A 19442-nucleotide genomic window follows, 5' to 3' on the forward strand; every position below is an offset into this window, starting at 1 on the left:
ACGAGACCCTCGGCGGCGGCGTCGGCGATGATGCGGGTGAGCAGCGCCACCGAGCGGATCGCGTCGTCGTTGCCCGGGATCGGGTACTGGAGCTCGTCGGGGTCGGCGTTCGTGTCGAGAATGCCGATGATCGGGATGCCGAGCTTCGTGGCCTCATCGACCGCGAGGTGCTCGCGCTTGGCGTCGATCACCCAGATCGCCGACGGCGTCTTCGTGAGGTTGCGGATACCACCGAGCGTCTTGTGGAGCTTGTCGAGCTCCCGCTTCTTGATGAGGAGCTCCTTCTTGGTGAAGCCCTTGGTGGTGTCGTCGAAGTCGAGCTCCTCGAGCTCCTTCATGCGCGCGAGGCGCTTGGAGACCGTCTGGAAGTTCGTGAGGAGGCCACCGAGCCAGCGCTGGTTGACGAAGGGCTGGCCGACGCGCTGCGCCTGCTCGGCGATGGTCTCCTGAGCCTGCTTCTTGGTGCCGACGAAGAGCACGGTGCCGCCGTGGGCGACGGTGTCCTTGACGAAGTCGTACGCCTTGTCGATGTAGCCCAGCGACTGCTGCAGGTCGATGATGTGGATGCCGGAGCGCTCGGTCAGGATGAAGCGCTTGACCTTCGGGTTCCACCGGCGGGTCTGGTGTCCGAAGTGCACGCCGCTGTCGAGCAGCTGGCGGATGGTGACGACGGCCATGGCCGTACTCCTTTGATCTCAGTTGTCTGATCCCACGGCGGATGCCGGCGATCCCTGGTGCCCGGGCGCGCATCCGCCGCTCATTGCTGAGGGGACTGAAGGAGTTGCGCCGCTGGAGTTGCAGCACGCTGCAGGGCACGCGAAGTCACCTCCCGGAAGAGGTGCTGCGAGAATTGTAGCAGCGCAGGCGTTTGGGGAGTACTCTGGGCGCCGGCTGCAGAAGCGGCTCCAGCTGAGGAAGGGAGGACCCGATGAACACCGACGCTGTCGTGTCCGGAATCCGACCCCTCATCCCCGAGGCCGCCGCCTAACCAGTTCTCTCCCGGTGGCCTCCTATCCGGAGCCCACTCTCTTGAACAACTTCTTCGGCGACGATTTCGTCGTCCCCACTTTCACCTTCGCCGACGTCGAACCCGACGCCGGCCAACGCTGGTCGACCTGGTCGTCGGTGACCCCGAGCGAGCGCGGCCCGCAGCCGTGGCCCGACTGGGTCGTCACGTCGCGCGACGCGATGGACACGGAGCTCGGCGTGCTCAAGACCGGCAAGGAGGCCGACGTGTTCCTCGTCGAGCGCGCCATCCCCGGGCAACCCGGCGTGCTGCTCGCCGCGAAGCGCTACCGATCGAGCGAACATCGCGACTTCCATCGGTCGAGCGTCTACCGCGAGGGACGCAGCGTCGAGAAGAAGAGCCGCGACCAGCGGGCCGTCGAGCGCGGCAGCTCGTACGGTCGCGGTGTCGCGGCGGTCGCCTGGTCGTACGCGGAGTTCGCGGCGCTGTCACGGCTCTACTCGATCGGGCTGCCCGTGCCGTATCCCGTGCAGGTCAACGGCACCGAGATGCTCATGGAGTTCATCGGTGACGGGATGTCCGCGGCCCCGCGGCTCGCGGCATCCCGAGCGACCGGCACCGAGCTCGCCGACCTGTTCGCGCAGGTCGCCGAGATCGTGCTCGCCCTCGCGCGGGAGGGATGCGCGCACGGCGACCTGTCGCCGTACAACCTGCTCGTGCACGACGGGCGGGTCGTCGCGATCGACCTGCCGCAGCTCGTCGACGTCGTCGCCAACCCCAACGGGATGGCGCTGCTCGAACGCGACTGCCGCAACGTGTGCGAGTGGTTCACGCGGCGGGGCCACCGTGCCGACGCGGGCGAGCTGTTCGCGCACGCGCTCGGCGAGCTCGGATGACCCCTCCCCCGGCGGCGAGCGGCCGCGCTCTCCCCCGATCGGCGCTGAGCGCTCCCGGCGCTCGGCGGTCACGGCTGGAATGTCGGGATGCGGCTGCGACGGGTCCTCGCGACGGCCCTCGTCGCAGCCCCGCTCTGGTCGTGGCCGGTCGCCGCGCCGCATCCGATCGCCCGGCCGTTCATCGCGCCCGAGACCCCGTACTCGGCGGGCCACCGCGGGATCGACATCCGTGCGCCGGTCGGTTCCGAGGTGCGTGCCCCCGCGGACGGCGTCGTGCACTTCGCAGGATTCGTCGTCGATCGGCCGGTCATCTCGATCCGCCACGCCGGCGGGGTGCTCTCGTCGTTCGAACCCGTCGAGCCGCTCGTCACGACCGGCGACCGGGTGCGGCGGGGGGATGTCCTCGGCACGCTGCTACCCGGTCACTGCGTGTCCGCGTGCCTGCACTTGGGCGCCCGCGTCGACGGCGGGTACGTCAACCCGTTGCTCTTCCTTGGCGGCCTCGACCACGCCGTCCTCTACCCGTTGGAATGACGCGGAGTTCGAGTGCATCGATTTGCGTCGAGCCCACACCACCCCGCAAGTGCGTTCGACGGAAATCGATGAACTCGGCGCTAGGCACGGGGGTGCGCGAGGCGGTAGGACTCCTTGAGCCGTTCGGCGGAGACGTGAGTGTAGATCTGGGTGGTCGCGAGGCTCGCGTGCCCGAGCAGCTCCTGCACGGCGCGGAGGTCGGCTCCGCCGTCGAGCAGGTGTGTCGCCGCGGTGTGCCGGAAGGCGTGCGGCCCGGCCGGGCCCGACCCGGGCAGGTCGACGAGCAGGTGGGCGACGAGCTCGTACACGGCGCGGGTGCTGAGGGCGCGGCCGCGCGGGCTGACGAAGATCGTGCCGGGATCGTCGCGGTCTCCTCGCAGCACCGCGCGCGCATCTCGCAGGTACGCGTCGAGCGCGCGGCGGGCGGGGATGCCGAACGGTACGACCCGCTCCTTGCCGCCCTTGCCGAGCACCCGGAGGGTCATGCGCTCGAGGTCGAGGTCGGCGGCCTTCGCCCCGACGACCTCGCTCACACGAAGGGCGGACGCGTAGAGCAGTTCGACGACGGCGAGGTCGCGCACGGCGTTCGGCTCTCCCGTGGCAGCGCGTGCGGCGAGGTCGTCGAGCAGTCCGTCGACCTGCGGGCGGGTGAGCACGCGTGGGAGGTGACGATCGGGACGCGGGGCTTTCAGGCGGGAGCCGCTGTCGGCATCCGTCACTCCGGTGCGGGTGAGCCACTTGGTGTAGCCGCGGACGGCGGCGCTGCGGCGGGAGAGGGTCGACTTCGCGAGGCCCGCGCTCGACCCTCGCCAGAGCCAGCCGCGCAGCAGCTCGAGGTCGATTCCGGCGGTGTCGTCGAGCTCTGCGGCGGCGGCGAAGTGGGCGAGGTCGAGCAGGTCGGTGCGATAGCCGCGGAGGGTGTGCGCGCTGAACCCGCGGTCGAGCTCGAGGTGACGGAGGTACCCGTCGATCGACGCGCGGAGGTCCACGCCCCTATGGTCGCGCGCCCGGCTCTCGTTGCTGCTCGGGCGCGCCGGGCTGCTGCGCGCCGGGCTACTCGGGCGCGCCGCTCGCCTCGACCTCGGCTTCGTTGAACGTCGACTTCTTGTTGGAGAACGCTTCGATGCGCTGCTCGTGCGTGAGTTCGGCGAGCCGGTCGAGCACCGAGTCGGGGAAGCCCGACACCGGACGGGTCTCGTTGACCGGCACGACGGTGTGCAGGATCTGGTCGTCGTAGACGTGCACGAGGTTGACCGACTGCGCGCCGTCGACCCCGAGCAGGCTGCCTGCGGGCGCCGACGCGTCGATCGTGTAACACGTGGCCGCGGCGACGGAGACGGGGATGCCGGCGAACGTGCCCGACATCGCGTGGTGCAGGTGGCCGGCGAGGATGCCGCGCACGTCGGTGCCGCGGAGCACGTCGGCGAGGCGATCCATCTGCTGCAGTTCGAGGATCGCCATGATCTCGACCGGCGACGGCAGCGGCGGGTGGTGGAGGGCGAGAAGGGTGCCGTCGGCGGCGGGCTCGGCGAGCACATCGCTCAGCCAGTCGAGTTGGCTGTCGAGCAGCGCGCCGTGGTGGTAGCCCGGAACCGTCGAGTCTAGCGAGATGATGCGCAGGCCGCCGATCATCTCGACGCGGTCTTGCGGGGCAGTGCTTTCCTCGCCGAAGAGTCCGGAGGAGTACGCGGGCCGCTCGTCGTGGTTGCCCATGACCCAGATGATCTGAGCGCCCATCTTCTCGGCGACGGGCTCGACGAGGCTGCGGAGGCGCACATAGGCGTCGGGTTCGGCGAGGTCGGCGAGGTCTCCCGTGAAGACGATCGCTTCGATCGGCAGGTTCGACCGGTGCAGCTGCTCGAGCGCGCGCACGAGCGGCGGATCGGTGTCGACCGTCCCGTAGAGCGCCCGACCCCCGCCCAGGAGATGAGTGTCGGAGATGTGCGCGACGACGTGCCGCGCGGGAGGGAACTGGCCCAGTTGCACCATGCGCGAACTCTACGCGGCGCCGGTGTCGTCGCCGGGTGTTCGGGGTACTACGCCGGGGGACGTCCTGCTTCGCCCGATCGCGGATCTTCGAGCTCCTCGATGAGCGCGATCCGCACGCTCTCGATGTGCTGACGCATCGACTTCACCGCCGCCTCGACATCCGACTCCTCGACCGCGCGCAATAGCACGTGGCGTTCCTGATCGGTCGTCTCCGGGAGGCCGGGGTGTTGATTCGCGAGGTTCCGGGCCATGCGGATGAGCGAGTCGATGCGGGCGAGCACGTCGACGAGCGCCGCATTGCCGGAGTGGTTCGCGAACAGTTCGTGCATGCGATGGTCGTGGGCGGCGAACGCGACGAGGTCACGCCGCGAGAGCGCCTCCTCCGACCCCTCGACGATCTCTCGCAGTTCCGCGACGAACGCCGGCGTTGCGTGCGTCATCGCGAGGCGGACGGCGAGACCTTCCAGCTCTTGGCGGAGGACGTAGAGGTCGTTGACCTCTTTGACGGTGAGCCGCCGGACGAAGCTGCCCTGGTGCGGTCGGTAGTCGACGAGCCCTTCGGACGCGAGCTTCGCGATCGCGTCGCGCACAGGCGTCCTGCTGACAGCGAGCTGCTCCGACAGGGCGCGCTCATCGAGGCGCGCTCCGATCGGAACCCCGCCGGCGAGGACGAACTCGCGAATCCGACGGTAGACGGTCTCGTTGACGGTGCGGGAGTCGTCGAGCCCTTCCAGCGCACTCATCCCGACTCCCTGATTCTCGCGAGTGTCCCGAGCATACCGGCGACGTGCGGGCTCAGGCGGTGGCCCCGCCGATGACGGATCGGCGGGGCCACCGTCGGCTCAGGCGACTCGGGTCGTCGCGGGATCGGTGACCGAATCCGTTCGGTCGAGCTCCTCCACCGGAATGCCCCGCGTCTCCTTCGCACTCAGCGCGGAGAGCGCTGCCACCACGCAGCATGCCGCGCTGAAGACCGCGACCGGCCACCAGCCCATCTCACCGGGCTGCAGGATCGCGTAGCTGATGGTCGGCGCGAATCCGGCCAGCAGATAACCGAGCTGGGTGCCGACCGCGACTCCCGAGAACCGGACCCGCGTCTCGAACATCTCCGTATAGATCGGCAGCTGGAGCGCCTGACCCGCGTAGAGCGACGACATGAGCAGCAGCTCGAACAGGAAGATCATCGGCACGTCACCGAGCGCGAGGAAGTGCATGAACGGGAACACGAAGATGATCGCCAGGATCAGTCCGCCGATGAACACCGGCTTGCGGCCGATCCGGTCGGCCAGCGCTCCCCAGAACGGGATGCTGACGGTTCCGACGAACGTGACGGCGAGCGTGATCAGGAGCATTGTCGTGCGCTCGATTCCGACCGAGTTCACGGCGAAGGAGAACGCGAAGACCGTCACGATGCTCGCGGGGGCGGCCATGACGCACATCAGGATGACGCGGATGACGTTCTTCCAGTGATGACGCAGGAGTTGCGCGATCGGGAACCGCTCGGTGCGACCCGACTGCTGCGTCTCGACGAAGACCTCGGCGTCGTGCAGCGTACGGCGGAGAAGGAGCACACCGATGGTTCCGACGATGCTGATCAGGAACGGGATGCGCCAGCCCCAGCTCAGCAGCTGGTCCTCCGGAAGCGCGAGGATCGGCAGGAACGCGAGCTGTCCGAGGAGGTTGCCCGCCCCCGTGCCGGCGTTGGTCCAGCTCGTGTAGAGGGCACGTCGCTTCGTCGGAGCATGCTCCATCGCGAGCGAACTCGCGCCGGCCTGCTCGCCCGACGCCGAGAAGCCCTGCACGAGACGCAGGAAGACGAGCAGGATGGGCGCTGCGACGCCGATCTGGTCGTAGCCGGGCAGGCAGCCGATCAGGAACGTCGCGATACCCATCGACGTGATCGTGAACAGCAAGAGCTTCTGCCGTCCGATCCGGTCGCCGAAGTGACCGAGGATGAACGCTCCGATCGGCCGCGCGATGTACGCCACCCCGAAGGTGGCCATCGCGCCGATGCTCGCGAGAGCGGGGTCGCCCTCGGGGAAGAACACCCGGCTGAACACCACGGCTGCGACGATGCCGTACATCGCGAAGTCGAAGTACTCGAGCATCGTTCCGAGGAAGCTCCCGAGAGCGGCGCGCTTGGCGGCCGGCCTCTTCGGGACGGTGGAATCAGACATCTTTGTCCTCTCTAGTTGGGTACTGTCCGGCGCATCCCGTCACGGCGCCACTTAATGTGGTGGTGGTCAGTGCTCGGTCTCGTCGACCGTCTCGCGGTAAGCGCTCGAGAACGCGATGGAGAGCTCTGCCGGCTCGTCGCCGATGTTGCGTGCGTTGTGCCAGACGCCGCTCGGGATGGAGATCACGTCGCCGACGTTCATCTCGCGCTCCTCGCCATCCCAGGTCTGCACGATGCGACCCTTGAGCACGGTCAGGATCTCGTCGCAGTTGGGGTGGAAGTGGCGGCCGTTGGCGTCGCCGGCGTCGATGATGCACTTGCCGACGGTCATCGTCTCGGAGTTCCCGATCGCGGCGGAGACGTACCACTCGAGCCGCCCCCAGCGCATCTGCTCGACGACGTGGTCGGCCGGGGTCTTGAGGTGGTCGCTGAAGTCGGCGGCGGTCATGAGAGGGTCTCCAGGTTGATCGTGGTGTCGTTCGAGATGATCGCGGCCTCGTGGACCGCGGCGACCTGTCGTGCGAACTCGAGCGTGGCCAGCTGCGGCTGCCGACGGTCGAGCACGCACTCGAGGAAGTACATGAGCTCGGAGTGGAGCCCCTGCGTGAACTCCGACTTGTTCTCCAGGGTGTTGAGCGAATCCTGGGGCTCCCAGACGATCGCGCCGCTGTCGAGGCCCTCCGGGGAGAAGTTCGACATCTGCGAGTAGTCGAACGGCATCCCTCGCTGGAAGACGACGCGGCGGTTGTTGTCGATCTCGACGCTCGCGTTGTCGCCGAAGACGGAGTACCGCTCGAACGGCTGCGCATAGGGGGCGCCGAACGACAGGTGGAGCGTGCTGAGCGTGCCGGTGCGGTGCCGCAGCACGAGCACTCCGGCGTCGTCGCTCGCGCGATGGACGGTGACGCTCTCGCCTTCGCCGCCGACGGCGAGCAGGAAGGAGACGGGGTGGCATCCGTTCGCGAGCCAACCGCTCGGCTGACTCGCGAGTTCGCGACCGCCGTGCGGGATCGTGAGCGGGTACTCGGCCAGGATCGTGCGCGCCGCCCCGAGCGCCCCCGAGGCGATGAGCTCGAGCGTCTTGGCGGTCGCGGGTGCGAAGACCTTCTTGTAGCCCACGACGCAGACTCGGTCGCCGCGCGCCGCGATCATCCCGTCCACCTCGGCCACCGTCGACGCGGCCGGCTTCTCCATCCAGACGTCGAGTCCCGCCTCGAACGCCTCAGTGGCGAGGATGGGATGCAGCTTCGCGCCGACGCACAGCAGCACGGCGTCGAGCTCCTCGGCGGCGTACATCTCGGCGGCGGTCGCGTAACTGCGCGCTCCGTACTGCTTCGCCGTCAGAGCACCGAGTTCCTCGTTGACGTCGGCGACCGCGACGAGCTCCACCGGCAGGAACGTGAGCACCGCGAGGATGTTGCGGTAGGCGTGGTCGCCGACCCCGACGACTCCCACCCGGACCCGGCGGGCGAAGTTGCGCTGGTACGTCATGCGATCCCCTTCACGGTGCGGCGGAGGAAGTCGATCTCCCTCTCGGTGAGCGGTGCGAGCTCCCACTGGGTGAGCGGGACCTCGGGCGAGTAGGCACCCGGGGCGCCGTAGTCGTAGCCGTCGCGGTAAGCACCGTGCGACGGGTTGAGGCACACCACGGGCGAGACGCCGCTGTCGACGACCGCCTGGGTGATCTCGAGCAGCGGCCACGTGGCCGACTCGAGGCCGACGTTCCAATGCAGCGTCTCGGGCGCCTCGGGCTCGGCCGCGCCGCCCTTGAGGTGCACGTACCCGATGTGGGGCTCGAGCGCGCGGAATCCCTCGAGCGTCGGGTAGGAGCCGAGCTTCCACGCGTTCTGGATGTCCCACGTGAGCCGGAACTCCGGCGGGGGCTGCACCCAGTCGAGGAAGTCGAGGAAGTCGGTCGGCTTCACGAGGAAGCAGGCGTCGGCCTCGTTCTCCATCGTCGGCGTGAACCCTGCCTGCAGAATGCGGTCGATGGCCTCGCGGTAGACGTCGGCGACCCACGGGTACTCGGCGCGAAGTCGCCCGACCGGGTCGGACCCCGCGTCGGAGAGTCGACCCGCGATGATCCGCACGAACCGCGGCTCGAGGATGCGCGCCGCGTCGAGCACCCGGTCGAGGTCACCGAGGTGGTTGGCCCGGAAGGAGGCCTCGCCCTGCTCGACGTGGTCGTCGAACACGCGCGACGAGAGGCAGTAGGGCCGCAGGCCCGCCGCCGCCATGGCGTCGAGAGCGCGCCGGCTCGAGTCGGCGCTCAGCGTCTCGACGGAATCACCGTAGATGCTGCCCCAGAGGTCGATCCAGCGCAGACCCCAGCGCGCGAACGTGCGGGTCGCGGTCTCGAAGTCCCACGACGCCATCACGTTGAGCGCCGTGAGCGCCACGCGAGGCTCAGCCGCCGACATGGATCGTCTTCAGCTCGCGGAGGGTCGCGGAGATGGCGACTTCGGTGGGCAGACGCTCGACGCTCGACGCTCCGAAGAAGCCGTCGACGCCTCTCGTACGTTCGATCACATAGCGGGCGTCTTGGTACACGGCGATCGGCCCCCCGTGGCACAGCACGATGACATCGTCCCGCACCGCCGCAGCCGCATCTCGGATGCGCTGGACCCGTTCGACCGACTCGTCGAGCGTCAACGCCGTCTGGGCGCCGATCGTGCCGGAGGTCGTGAGACCCATGTGGGCGACGATCACGTCGGCTCCTGCCGCGGTCATCGCCTCCGCCTGAGCCTCGTCGAAGACGTACGGGGAGGTGAGCAGGTCGCGCTCGTGGGCGAGGCGGATCATGTCGATCTCGAGCTCGAACGACATCCCTGTCTCCTCCAGGTTCTGCCGGAACACCCCGTCGATGAGTCCGACGGTGGGGAAGTTCTGTACGCCCGCGAAACCCAGGCGTGCGAGCTCGTCGAGGAACACCGGCATCCGACGGAACGGGTCGGTACCGCATACTCCCGCGAGCACCGGCGTGTGCTTGACGATCGTGAGCACTTCGGATGCCATCTCGACGACGATCCCGTTCGCGTCTCCGTACGGCATGAGCCCCGCGAGCGAGCCGCGCCCCGCCATCCGGTAGCGCCCCGAGTTGTAGATGATGATGAGGTCGGTGCCGCCGTCTTCAGCGCTCTTCGCGGAGAGACCAGTACCCGCCCCCGAGCCGATGATGGCCCGGCCTGTGGCGATCTCGGCGCGCAGCCCCTCGAGTGCGTCGATTCGGTTCATGCGTTCTCTCCTCCGGCTCGGATCAGTTGATCGAGCGTGTCGGCCATCTCGACCGCGAACGCCGGATCGTTGACGGGGCTGTCGCGCTCGACGACCGGGATGTCGTGCCGCAGTGTCTCGCGCAACGACCCGAACAGCGCCGTGTCGGCCTCGGGGTCGTGGAAGGGTTGCCCCGCGACATCGATCGCCGAGACACCCCCGCGCGGGATGTGCACGGTGACCGGACCGGTCGACGCATTGAGACGTTCGGCGATCCGCCGCCCGAGCTCGGCGTTCTCGTCGCGTGTCGTGCGCATGAGCGTCACGGACGCGTTGTGGATGTGGAACAAGCGCCCCTCGAACTCGGCGGGGACGGTATCGCGAGGTCCCCAGTTGACCATGTCGAGAGCACCGAGGCTCACGACCTGGGGCACGCCGGCGCGGGCTGCGGCAGTCAGCCGCGTGGGACCGGCGGAGAAGACCCCGCCGACGAGTTCGTCGGCGAGCTCCGTCGTCGTGAGGTCGAGCACGCCGGCGAGCAACCCGGCCTCGACGAGACCTTCCATCGACGAGCCGCCGGCACCGGTCGCATGGAACACGAGCACCTCGTACCCGAGCTGTTCAAGCCGAGCGCGTGCGGCCTCGACGGCGGGCGTCGTGACGCCGAACATGGTGGCACCGATGACGGGGCGCGTCTCCTCGAGAGCCGGGCGTTCCATCGTCGCCATCCCTGCGATGGCGCCCGCCGCGTTCGACAGGATCGGGACCGACACCGAGTTGATGCCCGCGATGTCGACGACGGAGTACATCATGGCGATGTCACGCGAGCCCACGTAGGGCCGGGTGTCGCCCGACCCGACGGTCGAGAGCATCAGCTTGGGGAAGCCGACGGGGAGGGCACGCATCACCTCGGTTGCGAGGGTCGTGCCGCCGGTTCCGCCGAGAGCCAGGATGCCGTGGATGCGACCGGCCTCGGCGAGTTCGGTGGCGAGCGTCGTGGCGCCCCGCGCCATCGTGCTCACGGCCGTCCCGCGGTCACCGCCGGTGCGCAGCGCCGCGACGCTGGTTCCCGCTGCCTGGGCGACGGCGTCGGCGGCGATGTCTGCCGCGAAGGGAGGTTCGCCCAGGACTCCGACATCCATCGTGAGCACCTCGACGCCCGACGAGAGAATGCGGTCGCGGACGAACGCGTATTCCGGTCCCTTGGTGTCGAGCGTGCCTACCAGCAGCACCGTCGGCATCGTTGCCTCCAGATTGTGTGTGGTGTTTGGTACACAATATGCACGATGCCGGCGGTGTGCAAGTAGTCAGAGGCGGCGCCATCCGTTGCTTCGCTCCTCCGCCCGGCCGTCGAGCTCGAGCATCCCGAGCTCGGCCCGCACGGCGTCGACGGACAACCCGGAGATCGCGGCGAGGCGCGCGACGTCCTGCCCCGTGCGGCTCAGAGCGTCGAGTACGCGCGTGCGCTCCGGGCTGCTCTCTCCGGTGCGCGGTCGGGCTGCAGACTCGGGGTCGACGAGCTCGGCCATCTCCTGAGCCGACGTCACGCAGACGGCGTCGTACTCGCGGATGAGGCGATGGCATCCCGCTGAGGCGGAGGAAGTGATCGGCCCCGGGACCGCCCCGAGCGGGCGTCCGAGCTGAGCCGCGTGACCCGCGGTGTTGAGTGACCCCGACCGCCACCCCGCCTCGACCACAACGGTCGCGCGGCTGGCCGCGGCAATCAGCCTGTTGCGCTGAAGGAACCGCCATTTCGTGGGCGCCACGCCGCACGGTACCTCCGACACGACGGCGCCGCGGTCGACGATGCGGGTCAAGAGCGTCTCGTGCGCGCTCGGGTAGAACCGGTCGACGCCGCCCGCGAGGAATGCCACCGTCGCTCCGCCGCTCGCGAGCGCGGCGCGATGGGCGGCGCCGTCGATGCCGAACGCTGCCCCCGAGACGATCGCGAAGCCGCGGTCGACCAGTCCGCTGGATGCCTCGATCGTGACGTGCTCCCCGTAGCCGGTCGCGGCGCGGGCTCCCACGATCGCGATCGACCGGTCGAGCGCCCCGAGCAGTCCGGCGTCGCCGCGCACCCAGAGTGCAGGCGGGGCGTGCGGGCCGAGGTCGTCGAGACCCGACGGCCACTCCGCGTCGCCCGGGACGACGAGCCGCGCCCCGAACCTGGCCGCCTGCCGGAGGTGCAGCCCCGTGTCGGTGCTCCTCAACCGAGGTTGCCAGCGGGCGAGTGCGTCCTCGAAAGACCCTCCCGCGAGGTCGGCCAGCTCCGCCGCTGACGACGTCGCGATCGCATCGGCCGCGCGCACCGGCCCGACCGCGGCCAGCAGCCGGCCGGCGTCGGCGTCCCCCGGCTCGGCGAGCGCCGACCACCGCGCGCGGGCGTACCGCTCGGCGAGCTGCTCTCGGTCGAGGTGCTCCCCCGCGACGGCCCGCACCAGCGCGGCGGCCTCCGACTCGGGCACGCGAGTGCTCATGCGGCGGCCCTCCGCAGCAGGAGCGCACGCCCGACGTGAGCCGCGCGGGGTCGCTCGACGCCGTCGAGGTCCGCGAGCGTCCACGCGAGACGCAGCACGCGATCGTACCCACGCATCGTGATCGCTCCACGCTCGAGTGCGCGGTCGAGACTCGCCGTCGCCCCGCGCTCGGGCACCCCGGCGGGTGAGCGCAGCCACGTGCCCGGGACCTCGGCGTTGAGCCGCCACGGCGTCGCCGCGAACCGTCGCGCCGCCAGGTCGCGCGCCCCCAGCACTCGCGCGCGGGCCGCCGCGGAATCGATGCGGGGCTCCGACGCCGTCCGGAGCTGTGCGGCTGTGATGCGTTCCACCCGCAGCCGGATGTCGACCCGATCGAGCAGCGGACCGGACAGCCGCCCGAGGTAACGGCGCTGCGCGAACGGCGTGCAGACGCATTCCTGGTCGCGGGACCCGGCGTTGCCGCACGGGCAGGGGTTGGCGGCGAGCACGAGCTGGAACCTCCCGGGGAAGCGTGCGGACCCGGCAGCCCGCGAGATGGTGATGACGCCGGACTCGAGCGGCTGCCGCAGGGCGTCGAGGGCGTGCGGTGAGAACTCGGGCGCTTCGTCGAGAAAGAGCACGCCGTGCGCGGCCCGGGCAGCGGCACCGGGCCGCAGCACCCCGCTGCCGCCGCCGATGATGGCGGCGGGCGACGCGGTGTGATGCGGCGCCTCGAGCGGTGGTCGCACCCGCAGCCGCTCCCCCACCGGAAGGCCGGAGAGCGAACGGAGCGACGACACCTCGAGCGCCGCCTCGACGGGCAGGTCGGGCAGGATGCCGGGCAACCGGCTCGCGAGCATCGTCTTGCCCGCACCGGGTGGACCGAGCAGGAACAGATGGTGCCCGCCTGCCGCAGCGACCTGCAGTGCCTCCACGGCATCCCGATTGCCGACGATGTCACCCAGGTCGCCCTCGTCGCGTGCCGCCTCGACCGCCACGGGCGGGAGGAGCAGCGGTTCGACGTCGCGGGGTTCGAACTCGGCACCGTGCCAGATCGCGGCGTCGCGGAGCGACGCGACGCCGACCACGTCGATTCCGTCGACGAGCGCGGCCTCCGCCGCGTTGCCGGCGGGCACGAGCACGGTACGGAAGCCCGCCCGGGCGGCCGCGAGCACCGACGGCAGGACGCCGGGGGTCGGGCGCAGCCGACCGTCGAGTGCGAGCTCGCCGAGATGGATGACGCGGTCGACGGAGGCGGTCGGCACGACTCCGTCGGCGGCGAGCGCGGCCATCGCGATGCCCAGATCGAAGGCCGTGCCGTGCTTCGGCAGCGCCGCCGGCGAGAGGTTGATCGTCAGCTTGCGCGGCGTGATGGGACAGCCCGCGTTCGCGGCGGCGGCGCGCACCCGCTCGCGGGCTTGACCGAGCGCGAGGTCGGGCAGCCCGATGAGCACGAAGGCGGGCAGGTGGTTCGAGATGTCGGCCTCGATGTCGACGACGGTGCCGTCGAGACCGAGGAGGGCGATCGCGTGGGTGCGGGCCACGCGCATCAGAAGATGCCCTCGAGGTGCTCGATCGTCGCCGGCGAGTCACGGGGGGCGATGACGCCGATCGCATCGACCCGGAGCCGGCTCACCCCGCGCACGGGACCGTGTTCATGGAGCCAGGCCGCAGCCAGGCGTCGGAGGCGGGAGAGCTTGCCGGGCGTGATCGCCTCGAACGGGTGGCCGAAGTTCGTCGACGAGCGCGTCTTGACCTCGATGAACACGAGTGCCGACCCGTCACGCCCGACGAGGTCGATCTCGCCATCGGCGCAGCGCCAGTTGCGGTCGAGGATCTCGTAGCCGCGCGCGACGAGAGCCCGCTCCGCGATGCGCTCCCCGCGTCTGCCCAGCTCGTCCTTCGCCGCCATGCGTCGAGGATCGCGTGCCGCACCATCCCGTCGGTGCACCCGTTCGACAGTCGCGGAGAGGCCCCAGAACTCTGGCCTGTGGAGGGCCCCAAGCTCGTGAGACTTCTCTCATCTCGCCCCCGGCGCCCGAACTCCGGGGCGACACTCGAACGCATCAGACACCACGACCCACAAGGTCACGGACACCCTGAGGGGGAAGCACCATGCGGAAGAGAACAGCCGCCGGCCTCGCCGGCATCCTCGCGCTCGCGAGTGTCACGCTCGGCCTCGCGCCGGCCCACGCCACGACCGGCGGGGAACCGGACGGCGACCAGCATCCGGATGTCGGCCTCATCCTGTACTACGCCGAAGACGGCCGGTACCGGTGCAGCGCGACGCTCGTCTCGCCCACCGTCATCGTCACCGCCGCGCACTGCACCGAGGGCACGCTCGGCTCGACGCTCGTGACCTTCGACTCCGTGATCGCCGAGCAGCCGCCGACGCCGTTCCCCGTCGCCGCCGACCCGACCGTGGGCTACACACCGTCCGAAATCACCGCCGCGGGGTACTACTCGGGCACCGCCTACACCCACCCCGCCTATTCCGGCTTCACCGACCTCGACAACTGGAACGACGTCGGCGTGATCGTGCTCGACGCGCCCGTCGACTCGTTCGGCGACGGCTACGCCGGCATCGCCGCGGTCGGCACGCTCGACGCGATCAAGAAGTCGAACCTGTCGAAGACGCTCTTCACGGCCGTCGGCTACGGCACCGAGGTGCGCAAGCCCGACAACGGCCCGCAGAAGCCGCAGCCGATGACGTACCCGCTGCTGCGGCGCAACGTCGACATGCCTGGGCAGAAACTCACGCCGCAGATCCTGCAGACCAACGGCAACCCCAACGACGTGCACGGCACGGGCGGCACGTGCTTCGGCGACTCCGGCGGCCCCGTGTACCTCGGCGGCGAGATCGTCGCGGTCACGAGCTACGGCTACACCGACAACTGCCGCTACCTCGGCGGCTACCAGCGTCTCGACATCCCGAGCGTCGCCGACTGGCTCGCCACCTTCGGGCTCTAGCAGCCACACGATCCGGTTCGCCCTCGGCGCTCTCGACGTCGGGGGCGGGCCGCCTGTGCGGGCACGCCCTCGCCACCCCAGATGTGCGGGGGCGTGCTCTTGGGGTCTCGACACGCGCCCTTCGGGCGCTACTCGACCACCGAAGCACGCGGCGCTCCTCAACCCGCGAGCGGACTACTCGTCGAGCGCGAGTTCCTTCGGGAGCTCGAGGTCTTTGTCGGCGCGCTCCTCGACGTTGACGTCTTTGAAGGTGAGCACGCGCACGCTCTTCACGAACCGGTCGGAACGGTAGACGTCCCACACCCAGACGTCGTTCATCTGCAGCTCGAAGTAGAAGTCGTGCTCGGTGTCGCGGCGCTCGAGCGTCACCTCGTTGGCGAGGTAGAAGCGTCGCTCCGTCTCGACCACGAAACGGAACTGGCCGACGATGTCGCGGTACTCCTTGTAGAGGGCCAGCTCGACCTCGCGGTCGTAGTCCTCGATGTCGTCGTCATCCATACTGCTGACGAGTCTAGCTACGCGATGTCGGCCACCGTGGCGTCGAGATCGAAGAGCCCCGGCTGCTTGAGCCAACTCCAGCGATGGAGGGCGCTCGCGCCGTGCGTGGCGATGCCGGCGTAGTGCTCGGCGGAGGCGTAGCCCTTGTTGCTCGTCCAGACGTAGCCGGGGTGGACGGCATCCCTCTCGATCATGAGCCGATCGCGCGCGACCTTCGCGAGCACCGACGCCCCGGCGACAGCGGCGCACGTGCGGTCGGCCTTGACCTTTGTCGTGACGCGTACCGCGCTGCGCAGGCCGTCGCCGAGCGCCGGCGTCAGCCAATCGTGCGAGCCGTCGAGCAGCACGACGGCTCCGATGAGGTCGACACCCTCCTCGCGCACCGCGTCGAGGGCGCGCCGGGCGGCGAGGCCGAGCGCCGCGATGATGCCGATCTGCTCGATGCGCTCGTTCGACGCCATCCCGACCGCGGCGTGCCGCGACCACCGGGCGACCTTCGGCTGCAGCTCCTCGCGTCGAGGCTCGGGCAGCAGCTTCGAGTCCTTGAGCCCCTCCGGCGCCGTACGGGTGTCGAGGTCGACGATGCTCAGCCCCACGGCCACCGGACCGGCGATCGCACCGCGACCGACCTCATCCATGCCGATGACGAGGCGTGCACCCTCGCGCAGCAGCGTGCGCTCGAGGCGGAGGGTCGGGACGGTCGAGACCATGTCAGCCCGTGGGGGTCGGCGAGGGCTCTTCGGACTCTTCGGTCACGTCGGGCGCCGGCTCGCCAGAGCCCTCGTCGACGCCCGAGAAGACGATCGGATAGTTGTCGAGCCACGACCAGCGGTCGACCGGCCAGGAGATCAGGATGGCGCGTCCGACGACGTGATCGAACGGCACGAAGCCCTTGCCGGGGGTGTCCTGCTGGTAGCGGGAGTCCTCGGAGTTGTAGCGGTTGTCACCCATGACCCAGAGCGAATCCTCGGGCACCGTGATCGGGCCGAAGTCGTCGCGCGACGCCTTTGTGACACCGTCGGGCAGGAGGATGTAGACCTCCTCGAGCGGGATGCCGTTGACGGTCAGCTGACCGAACTCGTTGCAGCACTCGACGACGTCGCCGGGCAGCCCGATGACGCGCTTGATGAGGTGGTCGTTGGAGTCGGGCGCCGTCAAGCCGACGATCGAGAGCAGCCAGTCGAAGAACGCGACGATCGGGTTCTGGTCTTCGAGCACCGGCTCGGGGCCGAGCCAGCCGCCCGGGTCGCGGAAGACGACGATGTCGCCGCGTTCCACCGGCATGAGGTCGGGCGTGAGCTGGTTCACGATGATGCGGTCGTTGACGAGCAGCGTGTCCTGCATCGACTCCGACGGGATGTAGAACGACCGGATCAGGAACGTCTTGATGAGGAACGAGATGACGATCGCGGCGAGGAGGATGACGGCCACGTCGCGCAGGAACGCTTTCCAGCCGCGCAGCTTCTTGCGCTTCGGACGCGTGGGCGCGCCGGATTCGGTCTCGGTCTCGGGCCGCTCGGAGACCGCGATCTCGTCGGTCTCGGCGCCCGGGCGCGCCGCATCCTGCTCAGTCATCTCACCCCTGGGTTCCGCATCAGCATATGCGCCGACCGGCCGGGAAAAGCGCGACGCGCGCGGCCTCTTTTCGAAGCCGCGCGCGTCGCGGGAAATCTGCGGGCGAGATTCAGCTCTCGCGCTTCTCCTTGATCTTCGCCTTCTTGCCGCGAAGATTGCGGAGGTAGTAGAGCTTCGCGCGGCGGACGTCGCCGCGGGTGACGATCTCGATGTGGTCGATGACCGGCGAGTGCACGGGGAACGTGCGCTCGACGCCGACTTGGAACGAGACCTTGCGCACCGTGAAGGTCTCCTTGACGCTCTCGTTCTTGCGAGCGATCACGACGCCCTGGAACACCTGGATACGCGCGCGCGTTCCTTCGATGATGTTCACGTGCACCTTGACGGTGTCACCGGGACGGAAGTCGGGGATGTCCGACCGAAGAGAGGCTGCGTCGACGTCGTCGAGGATGTGCATGGTGTTTCGCTCTCTGCGACCGCCTCAGATCGGGCGCGGTTCTAGGGTGTGGAATTCGAGATCGTGCCCCGGCCGCTCGGTTCAGAACTCGGCGGCTGGCACCCTCGACCCCCCTGAGGCAGGATCGTGCCGGGCACAAACTCATATCCTGCCACACCGCCGGTCCCCTCTCCAACCTCGGGAGCGGCATCCAGCTAAGCTTTCGCGGTGATCGAACTGCGCACCCCCGCCGAGCTCGAGCAGATGAAGCCCGCCGGAGCCTTCGTCGCGAGCGTGCTCGAAGCCACCCGCGACGCCGCCGCGGTCGGGGTGAACCTGCTCGAACTCGACGCGCTGGCCCACGACATGATCCGTGCTGCCGGGGCCGAGAGCTGCTACATCGACTACCACCCGTCGTTCGGCGGCTCGCCGTTCGGCAAGGTCATCTGCACCTCCGTCAACGACGGCGTGCTGCACGGCCTCCCCCACGACTACAAGCTTCGGGATGGCGACCTCCTGTCGCTCGACTTCGCCGCGCTCGTCGACGGCTGGGCGGCCGACTCGGCGCTCTCGATCGTCGTCGGCACGCCGCGTGACGAGGATCTCAAGCTGATCGCGATCGCCGAGGAGGCGCTCGAGGCCGGCATCGCCGCGGCCGTCGTCGGCAACAAGACGGGCGACATCTCGGCGGCGATCGGCGAGGTGGGTCGCCGCAACAAGCTGAAGATCAACCTCGACTTCGGCGGACACGGCGTCGGCCGGGTCATGCACGGCGAGCCGCACATCGCCAACGACGGTCGACGCGGCCGCGGTTACCCGCTGCGGGCCGGGCTCGTGTTCGCGGTCGAGCCGTGGTTCCTGCACACGACCGACAAGATCTACACCGACGCCGACGGGTGGACGCTCAAGTCGCGCGACGGGTCACGCGGCGCGCACGTCGAGCACACGATCGCGGTGACCGACGACGGTCCGCTCGTGCTCACCGCGCGGTCCAGCTAGCCCGCCGCCGGGTCCGGCTAGAACTCCTCGGGCGGCAGCAGGTCGGGACGGGTGCGACGCGTGCGCTCGAACTGCTGTTCACGGCGCCACGCGGCGATCGCCGCGTGGTTGCCGCCGAGCAGCACGGGCGGCGTCTCGAGCCCCCGCCAGACGGCCGGCTTCGTGTAGCTCGGATACTCGAGCAGCCCGTCCTCGTGGCTCTCCTCGACGAGGCTGTCGGGGTTGCCGACGACTCCGGGCACGAGGCGACCCGCCGCCTCGATCATCGCCATCGCGGCGACCTCGCCGCCGTTGAGCACGTAGTCGCCGAGGCTCAGCTCCCGCACGTCAGCCCGAACCCGCGCGTACTCGATCACGCGCTGGTCGATGCCCTCGTAGCGGCCGCAGCAGAAGATCACGTGCTGCTTCTCGCTCAGCTCACGGGCGGCGCTCTGCGTGAAGAGGCTGCCGGCCGGGGTGGTGAACACGACGGTGCTCTCGGGGGTGAGGAGGGCATCCAGTGCCTCGCCCCACGGCTCGGGTGTCATCACCATCCCGGCGCCGCCGCCCGCGGGGGTGTCGTCGACGGTGCGGTGGCGGTCGTGCGTGTAGTCGCGCAGGTCGTGCACGCGGATGTCGAGCGCCCCCGTCTTGCGCGCCTTGCCGAGCAGCGACACATCGAGCACCGAGAAGAACTCGGGGAAGATCGTCACGACGTCGATGCGCACGGGGTCAGGCTATCCGGGGCGGCTCG

Annotated in this window: 22 protein-coding genes; 4 read left to right on the top strand and 18 right to left on the bottom strand. The window is 69.6% G+C overall.

The genetic code is table 11. The features are described 5' to 3' along the window. The coding region (gene rpsB, locus ACO1X9_RS09435) for a 30S ribosomal protein S2 (protein ID WP_486350574.1) at nt 1-677 on the bottom strand (677 nt) is incomplete at its 3' end. 325 nt (nt 678-1002) lie between these two features. Here rpsB and ACO1X9_RS09440 point away from each other — a divergent pair. Beyond that, nucleotides 1003-1863 (top strand): serine protein kinase RIO, encoded by an 861-nt coding sequence (locus ACO1X9_RS09440; RefSeq protein ID WP_486350575.1) that lies wholly within the window; start codon nt 1003-1005, stop codon nt 1861-1863. Nucleotides 1864-1950: 87 nt separating this feature from the next. Next, complete coding sequence (locus ACO1X9_RS09445; RefSeq protein ID WP_486350576.1) at nt 1951-2397, top strand: M23 family metallopeptidase; 447 nt, start codon at nt 1951-1953, stop codon at nt 2395-2397. An 80-nt stretch (nt 2398-2477) separates the two neighbouring features. Here ACO1X9_RS09445 and ACO1X9_RS09450 read toward each other — a convergent pair whose 3' ends face one another. The 12 genes from ACO1X9_RS09450 to ACO1X9_RS09505 all read right to left on the bottom strand — a co-directional run bounded on the left by ACO1X9_RS09450 (nt 2478) and on the right by ACO1X9_RS09505 (nt 14143). Further along, nucleotides 2478-3386: a tyrosine recombinase XerC gene (locus tag ACO1X9_RS09450; protein ID WP_486350577.1), complete on the bottom strand. Its 909-nt coding sequence runs from the start codon at nt 3384-3386 to the stop codon at nt 2478-2480. 64 nt (nt 3387-3450) lie between these two features. Continuing rightward, complete coding sequence (locus ACO1X9_RS09455; protein WP_486350578.1) at nt 3451-4386, bottom strand: phosphodiesterase; 936 nt, start codon at nt 4384-4386, stop codon at nt 3451-3453. 47 nt (nt 4387-4433) lie between these two features. Beyond that, a complete protein-coding gene (locus ACO1X9_RS09460) occupies nt 4434-5129 on the bottom strand; it encodes a GntR family transcriptional regulator (protein ID WP_486350579.1) in 696 nt (231 codons plus the stop codon). Between the two features lie 99 nt (nt 5130-5228). Beyond that, entirely contained in the window at nt 5229-6563 is a 1335-nt protein-coding gene (locus ACO1X9_RS09465) for an MFS transporter (protein ID WP_486350580.1), read from the bottom strand. Nucleotides 6564-6629: 66 nt separating this feature from the next. Continuing rightward, on the bottom strand, nt 6630-7010 hold the full coding sequence (locus ACO1X9_RS09470; protein WP_486350581.1) for a cupin domain-containing protein: 381 nt from the start codon (nt 7008-7010) through the stop codon (nt 6630-6632). Beyond that, the gene (locus tag ACO1X9_RS09475; RefSeq protein ID WP_486350582.1) at nt 7007-8053 is read right to left on the bottom strand and encodes a Gfo/Idh/MocA family oxidoreductase; all 1047 of its coding nucleotides are present in this window, start codon (nt 8051-8053) and stop codon (nt 7007-7009) included. Before ACO1X9_RS09475 ends, ACO1X9_RS09470 begins: the two co-directional genes overlap by 4 nt. Beyond that, nucleotides 8050-8982, bottom strand: coding sequence for a sugar phosphate isomerase/epimerase family protein (locus ACO1X9_RS09480; RefSeq protein ID WP_486350583.1), 933 nt, complete (start codon nt 8980-8982; stop codon nt 8050-8052). Before ACO1X9_RS09480 ends, ACO1X9_RS09475 begins: the two co-directional genes overlap by 4 nt. Then, complete coding sequence (locus ACO1X9_RS09485; protein WP_486350584.1) at nt 8969-9796, bottom strand: phosphoenolpyruvate hydrolase family protein; 828 nt, start codon at nt 9794-9796, stop codon at nt 8969-8971. Before ACO1X9_RS09485 ends, ACO1X9_RS09480 begins: the two co-directional genes overlap by 14 nt. Next, the gene (locus ACO1X9_RS09490; RefSeq protein ID WP_486350585.1) at nt 9793-11016 is read right to left on the bottom strand and encodes a Tm-1-like ATP-binding domain-containing protein; all 1224 of its coding nucleotides are present in this window, start codon (nt 11014-11016) and stop codon (nt 9793-9795) included. The genes ACO1X9_RS09485 and ACO1X9_RS09490 overlap by 4 nt, the downstream gene beginning before the upstream one ends. Before the next feature lie 66 nt (nt 11017-11082). Further along, on the bottom strand, nt 11083-12252 hold the full coding sequence (gene dprA, locus ACO1X9_RS09495) for a DNA-processing protein DprA (RefSeq protein WP_486350586.1): 1170 nt from the start codon (nt 12250-12252) through the stop codon (nt 11083-11085). Continuing rightward, the gene (locus ACO1X9_RS09500) at nt 12249-13781 is read right to left on the bottom strand and encodes a YifB family Mg chelatase-like AAA ATPase (RefSeq protein ID WP_486350587.1); all 1533 of its coding nucleotides are present in this window, start codon (nt 13779-13781) and stop codon (nt 12249-12251) included. The genes dprA and ACO1X9_RS09500 overlap by 4 nt, the downstream gene beginning before the upstream one ends. Then, nucleotides 13781-14143: a YraN family protein gene (locus ACO1X9_RS09505; RefSeq protein WP_486350588.1), complete on the bottom strand. Its 363-nt coding sequence runs from the start codon at nt 14141-14143 to the stop codon at nt 13781-13783. The genes ACO1X9_RS09500 and ACO1X9_RS09505 overlap by 1 nt, the downstream gene beginning before the upstream one ends. Nucleotides 14144-14346: 203 nt before the next feature. Here ACO1X9_RS09505 and ACO1X9_RS09510 point away from each other — a divergent pair, with 203 nt between their 5' ends. After that, nucleotides 14347-15201: a trypsin-like serine protease gene (locus tag ACO1X9_RS09510; RefSeq protein WP_486350589.1), complete on the top strand. Its 855-nt coding sequence runs from the start codon at nt 14347-14349 to the stop codon at nt 15199-15201. 174 nt (nt 15202-15375) lie between these two features. On the opposite strand, the gene ACO1X9_RS09515 is transcribed toward ACO1X9_RS09510, so the two are convergent. The 4 genes from ACO1X9_RS09515 to rplS form a co-directional block, all read right to left on the bottom strand. Then, complete coding sequence (locus ACO1X9_RS09515) at nt 15376-15699, bottom strand: DUF2469 family protein (RefSeq protein WP_486350590.1); 324 nt, start codon at nt 15697-15699, stop codon at nt 15376-15378. Nucleotides 15700-15716: 17 nt separating this feature from the next. After that, the gene (locus tag ACO1X9_RS09520) at nt 15717-16409 is read right to left on the bottom strand and encodes a ribonuclease HII (RefSeq protein ID WP_486350591.1); all 693 of its coding nucleotides are present in this window, start codon (nt 16407-16409) and stop codon (nt 15717-15719) included. A 1-nt stretch (nt 16410) separates the two neighbouring features. Then, nucleotides 16411-17274, bottom strand: a complete 864-nt coding sequence (gene lepB / locus ACO1X9_RS09525; RefSeq protein ID WP_486350592.1) for a signal peptidase I — start codon at nt 17272-17274, stop codon at nt 16411-16413. A 109-nt stretch (nt 17275-17383) separates the two neighbouring features. Then, nucleotides 17384-17731 (bottom strand): 50S ribosomal protein L19, encoded by a 348-nt coding sequence (rplS, locus tag ACO1X9_RS09530; RefSeq protein WP_486350593.1) that lies wholly within the window; start codon nt 17729-17731, stop codon nt 17384-17386. 207 nt (nt 17732-17938) lie between these two features. Here rplS and map point away from each other — a divergent pair, with 207 nt between their 5' ends. Next, the gene (gene map / locus ACO1X9_RS09535; protein ID WP_486350594.1) at nt 17939-18709 is read left to right on the top strand and encodes a type I methionyl aminopeptidase; all 771 of its coding nucleotides are present in this window, start codon (nt 17939-17941) and stop codon (nt 18707-18709) included. 17 nt (nt 18710-18726) lie between these two features. Here the strand turns inward: map and trmD are convergent, their stop codons facing one another. Further along, a complete protein-coding gene (gene trmD / locus ACO1X9_RS09540; protein WP_486350595.1) occupies nt 18727-19416 on the bottom strand; it encodes a tRNA (guanosine(37)-N1)-methyltransferase TrmD in 690 nt (229 codons plus the stop codon). Between the last annotated feature and the right edge of the window lie 26 nt (nt 19417-19442).

It is taken from the genome of Pseudolysinimonas sp., assembly GCF_057350545.1.